Source organism: Nocardiopsis sp. iso_238, from assembly GCF_056173325.1.
The window spans coordinates 1-11,791 of the sequence record NZ_JBWBUM010000002.1; the positions used below are offsets into that span (position 1 = coordinate 1).

14 protein-coding genes are annotated in these 11,791 nt (G+C 70.9%); 11 read left to right on the plus strand and 3 right to left on the minus strand.

Features of this window, described 5'->3' with window-relative positions; translation table 11 throughout:
* Positions 1 to 1,347 (plus strand): rep family protein, encoded by a 1,347-nt coding sequence (locus AC0VYL_RS28045; protein WP_475483601.1) that lies wholly within the window; start codon positions 1 to 3, stop codon positions 1,345 to 1,347.
* A 49-nt stretch (positions 1,348 to 1,396) separates the two neighbouring features.
* Here AC0VYL_RS28045 and AC0VYL_RS28050 read toward each other — a convergent pair whose 3' ends face one another.
* Positions 1,397 to 2,131 carry a GntR family transcriptional regulator gene (locus AC0VYL_RS28050; RefSeq protein ID WP_475483602.1) on the minus strand — a complete coding sequence of 245 codons (735 nt, stop codon included), beginning with the start codon at positions 2,129 to 2,131 and terminating at the stop codon, positions 1,397 to 1,399.
* Between the two features lie 416 nt (positions 2,132 to 2,547).
* Between AC0VYL_RS28050 and AC0VYL_RS28055 the strand changes: the two genes are divergently transcribed.
* The 10 genes from AC0VYL_RS28055 to AC0VYL_RS28100 all read left to right on the plus strand — a co-directional run bounded on the left by AC0VYL_RS28055 (position 2,548) and on the right by AC0VYL_RS28100 (position 8,238).
* Positions 2,548 to 2,790 carry a GntR family transcriptional regulator gene (locus AC0VYL_RS28055; protein ID WP_475483603.1) on the plus strand — a complete coding sequence of 81 codons (243 nt, stop codon included), beginning with the start codon at positions 2,548 to 2,550 and terminating at the stop codon, positions 2,788 to 2,790.
* Positions 2,787 to 2,969: a hypothetical protein gene (locus AC0VYL_RS28060; RefSeq protein WP_475483604.1), complete on the plus strand. Its 183-nt coding sequence runs from the start codon at positions 2,787 to 2,789 to the stop codon at positions 2,967 to 2,969. Before AC0VYL_RS28055 ends, AC0VYL_RS28060 begins: the two co-directional genes overlap by 4 nt.
* Entirely contained in the window at positions 2,962 to 3,111 is a 150-nt protein-coding gene (locus tag AC0VYL_RS28065) for a hypothetical protein (RefSeq protein ID WP_475483605.1), read from the plus strand. The genes AC0VYL_RS28060 and AC0VYL_RS28065 overlap by 8 nt, the downstream gene beginning before the upstream one ends.
* Positions 3,108 to 4,277, plus strand: a complete 1,170-nt coding sequence (locus AC0VYL_RS28070) for a hypothetical protein (RefSeq protein WP_475483606.1) — start codon at positions 3,108 to 3,110, stop codon at positions 4,275 to 4,277. The genes AC0VYL_RS28065 and AC0VYL_RS28070 overlap by 4 nt, the downstream gene beginning before the upstream one ends.
* A complete protein-coding gene (locus AC0VYL_RS28075; protein WP_475483607.1) occupies positions 4,274 to 4,405 on the plus strand; it encodes a hypothetical protein in 132 nt (43 codons plus the stop codon). The genes AC0VYL_RS28070 and AC0VYL_RS28075 overlap by 4 nt, the downstream gene beginning before the upstream one ends.
* Positions 4,402 to 4,650 (plus strand): hypothetical protein, encoded by a 249-nt coding sequence (locus tag AC0VYL_RS28080; protein WP_475483608.1) that lies wholly within the window; start codon positions 4,402 to 4,404, stop codon positions 4,648 to 4,650. The genes AC0VYL_RS28075 and AC0VYL_RS28080 overlap by 4 nt, the downstream gene beginning before the upstream one ends.
* Positions 4,640 to 5,011: a hypothetical protein gene (locus AC0VYL_RS28085; protein WP_475483609.1), complete on the plus strand. Its 372-nt coding sequence runs from the start codon at positions 4,640 to 4,642 to the stop codon at positions 5,009 to 5,011. The genes AC0VYL_RS28080 and AC0VYL_RS28085 overlap by 11 nt, the downstream gene beginning before the upstream one ends.
* 69 nt (positions 5,012 to 5,080) lie before the next feature.
* A complete protein-coding gene (locus AC0VYL_RS28090) occupies positions 5,081 to 7,096 on the plus strand; it encodes a hypothetical protein (protein ID WP_475483610.1) in 2,016 nt (671 codons plus the stop codon).
* An 81-nt stretch (positions 7,097 to 7,177) separates the two neighbouring features.
* Positions 7,178 to 7,729 (plus strand): NUDIX hydrolase, encoded by a 552-nt coding sequence (locus tag AC0VYL_RS28095; protein ID WP_475483597.1) that lies wholly within the window; start codon positions 7,178 to 7,180, stop codon positions 7,727 to 7,729.
* Between the two features lie 62 nt (positions 7,730 to 7,791).
* Positions 7,792 to 8,238, plus strand: a complete 447-nt coding sequence (locus AC0VYL_RS28100) for a hypothetical protein (protein ID WP_475483598.1) — start codon at positions 7,792 to 7,794, stop codon at positions 8,236 to 8,238.
* A gap of 181 nt (positions 8,239 to 8,419) precedes the next feature.
* On the opposite strand, the gene AC0VYL_RS28105 is transcribed toward AC0VYL_RS28100, so the two are convergent.
* Positions 8,420 to 8,596 carry a hypothetical protein gene (locus AC0VYL_RS28105; RefSeq protein WP_475483599.1) on the minus strand — a complete coding sequence of 59 codons (177 nt, stop codon included), beginning with the start codon at positions 8,594 to 8,596 and terminating at the stop codon, positions 8,420 to 8,422.
* Positions 8,597 to 8,638: 42 nt separating this feature from the next.
* Positions 8,639 to 10,627, minus strand: a complete 1,989-nt coding sequence (gene mobF, locus AC0VYL_RS28110) for a MobF family relaxase (protein WP_475483600.1) — start codon at positions 10,625 to 10,627, stop codon at positions 8,639 to 8,641.
* Between the last annotated feature and the right edge of the window lie 1,164 nt (positions 10,628 to 11,791).

Sequence of the window (11,791 nt, forward strand, 5' to 3'; positions counted from 1 at the left end):
GTGCAGTGCTGCGGGCGCGGGGCCGTGGACTCCGGGGCCGGGGTCACTATCCGCAGCAAGGGGAACCGGGCCTACGTCTCGGGGATCGTCCGGTGCTCGAAGATCTGGCTCGACCCCGTGTGCTCCGCGAAGATCCGCGCGTCCCGGGCTGAGGAAGTCTCGGCCGCGCTGGTCCGCCACATTCAGGCTGGCGGGACCGCGTACATGGTCACGCTCACTCTCCAGCACCACCGGCGCCACGACCTCGCGGACCTCCTCAAGGGGCTCAAGGACGCCTGGAAGGCGCTCCTGAGCGGCTCTCAGTGGGCCGGGGACCCCCAGAGGGGCCGTGAGGGTGAACGCAGCCGTATGGGCGTCCTGGGCTTCGTGAGGAGCTTCGAGGGGACTTTCGGGGACACCCACGGCTGGCACCCTCACATCCACGTGGTGCTGTTCCTGGGTGCTCGGCAGACGCCGCGCCCGTCCACCCCGCGCAAGAAGGATCGGCCGGAAGGGTGGGTGAAGCCCGAGTGGGACCCCACTCCCGTGGAGTACTTCGCGGTCCCGGACCCGTCCTGGGACCGATCCGCGATGACGGAGGAAGCCGCGGTGACAGCCGCGAACTTCCAGCGGATGCAGGAGCGATGGTCGCGCTCGTGGGAGCGCTGGACTGAGAAGCACGGCTTCCGGGCCGGGGGCAAGCACGCCATCCACTGGGACCGCATCGCCTCGGTGCAGGACGCCGAAGCCCTGGGTGAGTACGTCGCCAAGGTGCAGGACGGCAAGGAGCACGACGACGGGCGGCGGTGGCACGTCGGGCAGGAGATCGCCCGTGGTGACCTCAAGTCCGGTCGCCAGCTTGGGGCCGGGGACGGTCGGCGCCCCAACGAGACGCCCTTCGAGTTGCTGACCAGGTACCGCAAGCTCCAGAACATGACGGCGGACGAGATGGAAGGGCTCGCCAAGATCGGGGTTGACGTCGGCAAGGAGCTGCGGAAGATCCGGGGGATCTGGGCTGAGTGGGAGCGCGACACGAAGCGCTGCCGGGCCATGGAGTGGAGCCGCTACCTGCGTCCCGCTGTGGGCCTCTCCGAGGAAGAGTCGACGGACGAAGAGATCGTGGCGGAAGAGGAGCACGGCGAGGAACGCGCGCACCTGTCGGCGTCCGCGTGGGCTCGGGTCTGCCGTCTGGGGATGGACTACAAGGTGCTCCGGGCCGTGGAGACCGGGGGTCTCGCTGAGCTGGTCGTGCTGCTGGCGAAGATCGACCTGACGGTGGACTCCACAGCGGACTGGATTGACCAGGAACGGACGCTCCTGCCGCACCGGGGCGAGAAACCCAAGGTGGGGACCGTCTACGGGCTGTAGGAACGCGAAAGCCCCGCCCCCTACTGGGGGCGGGGCTTCTCGTGCTGCCCTACGCCTGCGGCAGGAGCTGGTACGGGGTGCTCAGCACGTACCCGGCGGGGTGGACGAACTCGTAGTACGCGACGGGGCTCTCCTCGTCGCGCCACACGGAGGTTCCAGCCAGGACGGTGCTGCCGACCTCCACTCCGAGCGCGTCGGCCTCGCGCTGGTCGGCGGTGCGGGCCTCGACGTAGTCCCTCCCGTCCGTGGCCTGCCTCCCGGTCCGGCTCTCGATCAGGGCCGCGATGTTCGGGATCGGGGTGTCCTCCAGGAGCTCGGGGATCTCCTGGGTGAAGGGGACGGGCACCCACATGACGGAGAGCCTGTACGGCTGCTCACCACGGCGAGCGACCTCCTGGCGGCGGACGACGGTCCGGTTCATGGCGTCCGCGTCGATGTGCAGGGCCGCCCCCACGGACGGGAGCATCGGGACCACGCCAACCTCGGTGACCTCGACGTTGTCCCCCTCGGGGAGGGTCAGCCGCTGCACGCGCTCAGCAGGCTCGGGGACGGCCCGAGTGCCGATGACGGTGCTCCCCTGCTGGCTGGTGTCAACGAGGCGTTCCCCCCTCAGCTGGCGGATGGCGCGGTGTGCGGTGCCGGGGCTGACTCCCCACTCCGTCGCGATGGCCGCGACGGTCGGCAGGCGCTCGCCGTGGGCAATGCCGCCGGTCGCGATGAGGGATCGGTAGTGGTCAGCGATCTGGATGTACGGGGGTCGGGTCGGCTGCTGGATCTCGGGCATCAGGGCCGCTCCTTCGTATATGAGGCGTGAGTATGACCGTGTCTCCAGTCTACGTGTCACGTCCAAACAGCTTCTGACCTGCGACTACAAGAATATTCGAGGCTCGTATGCCAATCCCTATATACAAGCCTCATATATATGGGCTACAGTACTCGTAGACGGTCCGCAGGGACCGGCCCGGAGGTGGACTCCGCCCCAGGTCAGAGACCTGGAGTGAGTGGAAGCCCGGGGACACGAGTTTTGACAGCACCCATACAGAACCGCAGGTCAGCCCCCTCATTACGGGGTCAAACGCGATGGATCACCGCAGCACGCTGCGGCCCGCCCCGATGACCTGCACCAACACGAAAAACGGCCTCAGCGGGTGCCACCGCTGAGGCCGACCCCGGGCCACTACTCACGAAAGGACGACCCGGATGAACACCAGCATCGCACTACTCCGTCCCGCCGCCCTCTACGCCCAGATCACGGACCACTACCGCGACCTCATCACGACCGGCGACCTCCAGCCGGGCGACCGGCTGCCGACCGTCACCGAGATGGCCTCGACCTGGACGGTCAGCCCCGGCACCGCACACCGGGCCGTCCGCGCCCTGCGGGCTGAGGGCCTGGTCAACATCACTCGTCAGGGAACCACGGTTGAGGGGGCTGCCGCGTGACCGCCGCTGACCTGCTCCCCACCGTGGTCGTCACCGCGACCGTCGTGCTCCTCCTGGTCCTGGGCGCCCTCAAGGTCGCCGCTGCTCACCGCCGCGTCCGCCGGACCCTGCGCCGCTGGGGTCGCACCCGCGTGGTCGTCACGCAGGACGCTCGACGTCGGGGGGCTCGCCGTGGCTGACCTCGTCGTCTCGGTCCTCATCCCGTTCGGCGCCCTGGGGCTCACCGGCGCCGTCACCTACCTGATCGTCGGCAACCCCCTGGTGGACAGGGTCGCCGACCGCGACACCCTCACCGAACTCACCCGGAAGGACCACCTGTGAGCACGAAGAACACGAAGACGAAGCCCGCGTCCGACGTGGTGGCGACCCTCCAGGAACAGGTTCGGCAGGCGCAGGCCCTGGCGGCCGTGCCCGAACAGGGGCTGCTGGCGGACCCGACGCTCAACCCCACCACGCGGGGGCTGTCCGACCAGCTGACCGCCGCCCGGCTCCGTACGGAACTGGAGCTGGAGCACCGCCGTGAGCTGCGCCGCGCCAAGGAGGCGGACCGCCGCGAGGAACGCGCCGCTCGTCGGGCCGCCGTCATCGACGACGCCCGGGACGCCACCTCGAACGAGGACATCGCCCTCAACATGACCACCCGCCGGAAGTGGTTCACCCTCGGCGCCCTGGGGGCCTCGCTGGTCTGCTCGGTCGGCTCCGCCATGGGCGTTGAGGCGTGGGTGCAGTCCAGCTACCCCACTGCCCCGGACGGCATCGGCTACCTGGCTGAGGTCGGCATGACCGGCATGGCCACGATGGCGATTGCCTGGCGGGGCGGTCTGGCCTCCTCGAAGGTCAACCTCGACGGCCTGCCGGTGCCGGTGCTGAACGCGATGATCGCCGTTCCGCTGCTCGCCTCCATCGTCGCCTCGACGGCAGGCTCGGGGCCGGTCGGCGCCGCTGCCAGCATCGCCGCCGCCGCGTTCGCCTGGATGGCCTACCTCATCTCGGTGACCGGCGCTGAGGCGGTCACGCAGGCCGTGACCCGGATGGACGCGGAAGCCGCTCGCACGGCCGCCCCGGTGGCTGCTCGCACGGACGCGCCCCGTGTGAGCACCCTGCCCCGGCGCACCCCCGGTGACGGCCTGGAGGTCGTCGGGGAAGCGCTCGCGGACGACGTCGCTGACTACCTCCGCTCACACGGCTCACCGTCCGAGCGCCCGTCTGAGCGGGACCGCTCGCACGGCGAGATCGAGAAGGGGGACGCCACTGCCGAAACGCAGGTCACCCCGACTGAGCACCCCCGCTCACACGGCGGTGACGACCGGCCGCTGACCGCTCAGGAGCGCCGCCGGTTGGAGGGGCTGGAGAACCGGAAGCGGGTCGCGAACTACCTGTACGAGCACCCCGACGCCACCCACGCCGAGATCGCTGAGGCGACCGACCTCGGGGTCTCCACGGTCCGCCGCATCCGCCGCGAACTGGACGAGGGGGCCGCCTCATGACGGACCGTCGCCCGGTGACGGAGTCGGACCGCTGCCGTGACCCGCGCCGCCACCGCACCCCGGACACCGAACGGTGCCCACTCTGCGCCGACCAGCTGCCGCTGTTCGACCTCGGGGGGGCCGCATGAACCGACTGAGGGCCGCCGCCACGTTCGCTGACCACCTCCTGTGTCACCTGGACTCGCTGATCAGCGCACGCCTGGACATCCGCCCGATCCGGTTCCAGCTGGCGGACTTCGCCGCGTGGCTGGGCCAGACCTGGCGGGCTCACCTGCACGCGGCGCACGTGCGCCGCTACGGCCCCGGTCGCGGGGTCATCGCCGTCGTCATCAACCGCAACACCAACGAGAAGGAGGCGCCCCGTGAGCGCTGAGGGTTCCTACGCCAAGCAGATCATCAGCGAGCTGGAGGACATCGAGTTCAACACCGGCTCGGACGTCCGCCTCTACACGGAGAAGGTGCGCCGCCTCTCGCGAGCCATCGCCATGGAGATGGAGTACTCCGCGCAGGAACTCGAAGCGCTGCTCAAGGACCTGCCCCCGGCCGAAGGGGAGTCTCGCCTGGCGGTCCGCCGCAAGGCCCGCTCGATCGCGAAGCACCTCCGCCGCTCCGCTGAGGCTCAGCGGCTCGTCGGCATCGAGGCCGTCCGCACCTGGGGGTCGATGCTCACCCACTTCGAGCACCTCATCAAGCCCAAGAAGGGCAAGCGCCGGACCATCAACCTCGAAGACTGACCAACTCGCACTCGCAACCCCGGGGGCCGCGCTGGCGGCCCCCGGTTCCGCAGCACGAAGGGAAGCACGATGTCTCGCGAGCTGGTCTCGATGCGTGGACACGACGACGACAAGAAGAAGCAGACGGTGACCCGGCCGCGTCTGCGCGACTACCTGCGGCCGTGGAGCGCCATCCCGATTCTCATCCCGGCGGGCTACCTCACCCACTGGATGTGGGGTGACCTCGGGTGGGGCACCGGTCTGGCGGCTGCGGGCATCCTCGCGGCCGGGGGGATCGTCACCGCCGCCACCCACTCCCTGACGGCCGCGCGCACCTGGTACGCGCACCACATCGCGGTGGGAATGACCAGCACCGCGACCGGGTGGCTGACCCTGGCCACGGCTGCCGGTCCGGGCCGCCCGGTGATGGACATCCTCCTCCTGGGGGGCGCCACCCTCGCCGCCATCGCCAACGTTCACCTGTGGGCGGGAGACAAGGGGGAGTCGGAGACAAAGACCCCCGGACGCCAGATCATCCCGTGGGCGAAGGTCAAGGAGGTGCTCAGCCTCAAGGGCATCTCGATGCGCGTCACCAAGCAGACCGACGCCTTGGTCAAGGGCGAGCTGGAGTTCGAGAACGGCGCCACCGTCGAAGACCTCCAGCGGCGCCGCAAGGAGCTGGCCTCGCTGTACAAGGTCGCCCCCGGGGCGGTCCGGATCACCGAAGACCCTGACCGGGCCGACAAGGGCGAGCTGGTCATCATCACCCGCAACGTCATGAAGGAGCTCATCCCCTGGCCCGGTCTGGACGAGAAAATGGTCGGCGCGTCCCTGGCGGACGGCCCGATCGGACCGCTCGGCCTCTACGAGGACGGAACCGAGTTCGTTGACGGCCTGGACGACCGGCACACCCTCACCGTCGGCATGTCCGGGTCGGGCAAGTCGGTGTACGGCAAGGTCAAGATCCTCAACATCGCCGCTCGCCGCGACACGTTCGTCATCGCCATCGACGCCTCGAAGGGCCGTCAGACCCTCGGGCCGGTGGACGGCGCACTCGGGTGGACCGCGTTCACCCAGAAGGACGCCAAGGCCATGCTCAAGGCGTTGGAGCGCGCGGCCACGGCACGGGCGGACCACCTCGGGTCACTGGGCCTGCCGGGCTGGACTCGGGGGTGCGGGCTCGCCTACCTCCACGTGATCATCGAGGAAGCGGCTGACCTCGTTGACCTGGACGAGATCGTCAAGCTCGGCCGGATGATCCGCTCCGCTGGAGGTCACCTGGAGATCAGCCTCCAGCGAGCCTCATGGAGCAACCTCGACACCGACACCCGCTCGAACCTGGGTGACGCCATCTGCTTCGGCGTGCGCACTGAGGCTGACGCCGCGTTCGCCCTCCCTGAGCACGTGCTCGACGCTGGCGCCGAACCGCATCGCTGGCAGAACTACCAGCCGGGGTCGGCCTACGCGGCCGTCAAGGAGGCCCCGGCTGACCGGCACGCCATGCCGGTCAAGATGTTCGGTCCGCCGACCACGAAGAAGGAGGACGAGAACCGGGATCTCACCCCGGCCGCGCTCGCCCTGCCCGATCAGAACGAGAAGCTCGACGCGGTCACTCGGTCGGCGTTCGGCAAGCCGTACGAGGACTTCCTCGCCGCTCGCCGTGGAGCTGCCTCCGCCGCGACGGACACCCCGGAACAGGAGGACATGCCCGTGCGTGACGAGGTCCAGGAGGACGACGACCGGGACGAGGTCGACCCGATCGTGCTGGAGACCGCAGACGACAACCCCACGGTGGTCGGGGACCTGGACACCGAACTCACCGAGGTGGACGGGGAAGACTTCCCGCTGCCCTCCCAGGCTCGGAAGGGAACTGCGGCCTCCGCCGAACAGGCTCGCGCGGCTGTCGGAGACCTGATTGAGGAGTGGGGGCCGGGTCGGGAGTTCACCAACTACGACTTCAAGGTCGCGCTCCGAGACATGGGGATCGAGCGCAAGAAGAGCTGGCTCTACAACACCACCCGACGGCTGTCCGAGGAGGGCATCATCGCCCTGGACGACTCGGGGACCTGGGTTGTTCAGGAGACGCGGGCGCTCGTCGGCGTCTGACAACAGCGGCCCCGCCGGAGGTACCACTCCGGCGGGGCCTGATCCCTCACCCGCAGAACACGAACGAAGGAGTCACCCATCATGCCCAAGACGTGCTGCCGAACCAGCGTCGGTGTCCTGATCTTCAACGAGGCCCGGGACGCCCTGCTCATGATCGAACGGGGAACGCTCCCGGCCGGGATCGCCCCGGTCGCTGGTCACGCCCGGGACGAACACCTCAGCTACCGGGCCGCCGCTCGCGCCGAGGTCTCCGAGGAGATCGGCCTCACCGTGACCACCCTCACCCGTCTCCCGGCCGGGGGCTACCACCCGGGACGCTGCCGCCGTGCTGGGTCGGACGGCCACACCTGGGAGCTCTACGAGGCGACCGTGACCGGGGACCTCGACCCCTCGGAGCGGGAAGTTCTCCAGGCGGCCTGGTGGCGACTGGCGGACCTCCAGGAGCTCGCGGACCGCACCGTCGACCACGCGTCGGGGAGGGTGTCGGCCGCGCAGTTCGCTCGGTGGCCGGGGCTGGAGCCGGTCTGGGTCCACTGGCTCTCCGAGCTCGGGTACGTCCACCTGCTGGCCGGTGACCTCAACGCGGTTGAGGAGCTGGCGGCGACCCCTCCCGCTGAGCACGCGTCTCGCTGAACTCCGCCCCGGGGCCGCCCCGGGGCTCCATCCTGGACACCCACACGGAAGGACTACACACGATGAACCCCGAGACTGGCGACTACCTCACCCTCGTGGACGGACTGCGGAACTGGGCTGAGGGCATGGCCGCAGACCGCGCGGCCGTGGAGCTGCTGATCCAGCACGACTCCTGGCTGCGCCGGGGAGACTTCCTCAACCTGTGCGTCTACACCATCCCGGCCGAAGAGCTCCTCGACGTGAACCGGCCGGTGTCGCTGATCTCCTGGGACGCGACCGTCGCCGCGCTGGACTCCTACGACCTCCCGGCATCGGGGTCGGCGGTCGGCATCCTGCGGCTGGCGGCGTCCCTGGGAGCCGGGCACCCGGTGAACCTGCGGGACGCCCTCGTCGGTCTGGACCCGAGCAACTCCGCTGCTGTGGTGGACGCGGTCATCACCGCGACGCAGTCCGGTAAGCACGTGCTCGCGACTCGCTCTCCTGCGGCGCCTCGACGGATCGTGGACTGACGAGAACACGAAGGCCCGCCCCCACTGGGGGCGGGCCTTCCTGCGTTCCAGACCCTGTCCAAGCCGGTGTCCAAACCCCGTCCAAGCCGGTGTCCAAACCCCGTTCCAAACCGGTCTGGACACCCTCTGACCTGTAACCCCACGCCGGGGCGGTCCATCCCGAGTCCAGACCCGTCCGAACTCAGGTGGTCGGCGCCGTGGTGTCGAGGGTCGGTTCTGGGTCTCGGCGTCGGGGGAGGGGGCCGCCCCAGTGGGTGAGTCCGTCCCCGGCCGGTCGTGTGAGGGCGGCGGTGATGCCGGACAGGGAACCGCCCCGGGCGGGGGGCTGGTCCTGGTCCTGGTGCTCGTTGTCGTCCATGGGGTCAGTCTCCCGTGCGGGTCCGGGATCAGCCGGAATCGGCTACAGCGACGGTCCCTCGGGTCCGCGTCGGGGTCCCCGGGTCGGCGGCCGTGGCTGTCGGCTCGGGGGCGGGAAGCCGCGGGGCCTCTGTCGCTTCGGCTGGGGCGGGAGCGCTGCGGCTCGGATCGCTGCCCGGGTCGCTGCCTCCTGCTGGACCCTCCGGAGCGCCTGCCTGGCCTGCTCCTGCGCGGTCGCCATGGCCACGTCGGCCGCGACGGCGGACGTGATCGCTGCGGGGATGGCGTCCTGGAGACGCCGGGCCGCTGCTCGCGCGGCGCTCGCCTGCTCCTGGGCGACTTCGAGGTCGGCTCGCACCCGCCGTGCCGTTGTCCCGGCTCGCCACATGGCGACGCGGCCGGCGTCCGCGAGGGCGGCGAGGCGCTGGGCCTCGCGGCCGGCCGCGTCCGCGCGGACCTCCGCCAGCTGGTGCCGCGCCCGGAGTCGGGCCACGGCGACCTTGGACGCTGCGGATGCCGGACCCTGGCCACGCCGGGCCTCCTGCGGAGTCAGCGGCGGTGCTGTCCAGCGGGCGGCGTGGCGCATGTGAGACGAGGCTCCCGCCGAACCCCCCGCGCGCACGGACCGCGCGGCCACGCCACGGGCGGTCTCCTCGATGACGCGGGCGCTGGCACCCCGGGGCATCTGGTGTGCGGTCTCCCCGATCAGGTCGGCGTGCGACGTCGCGGCGACTGGTCGGCGCCCCCACACCCCGGCGGCCACGCGGGTGACCAGTTCCTCGGGGGCCTCCTCCTGGACCTCGTCGGCGGAGTGCCTGCCGACTGCGGCCGCGACCACGGCGCCCGGGTCGACGTCGGCCGCGACGGCGCGCTCGACCCACTCGGCGCGTTGTTCGCTGCCGCCGTGGAGCTTGGCCGCTGCGGACCTGCGGGCCGCGAGCCTGCGGGCCGCTGGCGTCGCTCCGCTCCCGGCCTTGGTGACGGCCTGGTCCCGCCTGCGCGAGTAGAGGTCGCGCACCTGGCGGGGGACGCCTGCCACCTCCCACGCGCCCGTCTTCGGGTCCTGCTCCCACTCCACCCCCAGCTCTGCGGTGAGTCGGTCCCGCAGACGGGCGCGCAGGAGCTGACCGGCTGCGGGCACGTGCCGGTAGAGCTCCCTCCCCCCGGCGCCGAGAACCCCCCACTGGCCGTCCTCGCCCTTCACCAGCGCGCTGATCATCACGTGCGCGTGGAGATGGGGATCCGCAGCTCCCCCCACGGGGCGGGCGGTGGTGTGCAGCGTGAGGGACCCGGTCAGGCCGTGGGTGCCGATCCTCCGGGCGACGTGGCCCTGGCCGTGCTGGCCGCGCTGGCCGTAGGCGGTCCACTCCTCCACGGCTGCCATGGCGTCCCGCACGGACGCCACGTAGACCTCCTCAATCCGGCGGGCGGTCTCCGGGTCGGCCAGGGCGTACAAGGTGCTCACGCTCTTGGGGCAGTCGAACGTGACGTCCCACCCGCGCGCGCCGTGCTGCTCGCGGTCCTCGGCGTGCTCGCGGGCGTAGGCCAGCGACCGGGCCGGGTACACGGCCTCGACCTCGACCCCCGTCGCCCGGGAGATCTTCTCCAGGTCGCGGACGGGCACCCCGTGCTCGGGGTCCTTCGCGACGGCGCGCTGCATCCGGGCGAGTCGGCGGGCCGACCACGAAGCCGCGGGGAGGTTCGCGCCCTGGCGCTCGATGGCGGACAGCATCGGCGCGGCCGGGAGCTTCGCCGCGTCCGACACCTTCGTCTTCCGGGTGGCGAGCTTCTGCCCGGTGCGCGGGTCCGCGCCGACCATCACGGCCCGGAGCTCGTCAAGCTCGTCCGGGCCGAACGGCGCCCCCGGGGTCCGGCCGAACACCGACCACCCGTTCCCGATCCTCTCGATCCGGCGGCCCTGGACGCGGTACTCGACGGGGGCGTCCGCGACCGTCGCGCGGTCGGTGGCGCAGTCCTCGCGGGCGCGGTACTCCGTCTGCCCTGCGGTGTGGATCGGCGTGGCTCGGGCCACGTGATCACCTCCGCTTCGTGGGGCCTGCCGGTATGGGAGCGGAGCGAGCATACCTGGGTACCCCCACAGACCCACGCGTCCCCTGCGACCCTCGGTCGGGAGACCGGGCGGGGGGTGCTGGCGGCGAGCGGGGCGGGCGTCTCGGGGGTCCGCGACGGAGTCGCTGGACGTCCCCGGGGCGGGCGGCCGCGCCCGGTTCTGCGGACGGGGGTGCCCGTTTCCTCGACCCCGGACAACGGGAAACAGGAGCGGCCACCTTGACAGCGTCAAGGTGGGGTCGCTGGACGGTTCGCGTCGCCCTGGACGCGGTCCTCACCGCGCACCGGGGGCTGGTGCCCCCACTCCGTCGCCCGTCATCCACGCGTAGCGCGAGCCTGCGGGGCGGTGGGGTGAACCCCGGGAGGGTGCTGGGTGGACCGAGTGGAGCGACGAAGGAGCGGAAGTCGCAGCCGCCCGGTGCCCGGGAGGGGGGCGCTCCACCGGCTCGTGGGCTAGGTCTTGACTGGATGACGGGTGGGGGAGTGGGGGCACCCCGGACCTCAGCCACAGCGCACCCGCAGACGGCGGACCCTCCCTCTCCCCCACTTTGGCGTTCCGGGGCTTCCCCGCCGGAGGCACTCTTTTCGTCGCGACGCCCAGGTCTGATGACCTGGGCGTTTTTCGCGGTCTCCGGTGTGACTGGAGCGTCTGGGGTGTGGATGTGCGCTCCCAGTCGTCTGGGGTGCGGCAGGATGGCCAGACATGACGAAGGGCCGGGAGTGGAGCCCCGGCCCGTAGTCATCAGAGTGATTCAAATGTGTTCGTTGCCGCCGGATGCGGGGTTGCCGCCCCATATGCATCTGGCCTGACCCGACCGGCGCCGCCGGTCTAGATCGAGTTGTGATGCCTAGCGTACCCGTTTCGCCCGACCGGGCGAAGACTTCCCGTGGGAAGTCGTCCACCACCCACTCACCCGCGCGTGCACAGCAGTCTCAGCCCCCACGGACGAGCGCGTCCGAACCACAGGGCAACAGAGTTTCCCCCCCCCCTTCATCAGCCACAGGCGAGAAGGGGTCTGGTGCGAAGGATCTCGCACGTCAGAAGCGTGAAGACCGGGCTGAGGAGCGGCGCTCGGATCGATTCGCGAACCGTCGCCTTCTCTGGAAGATCAGCAACGAGAAGTCG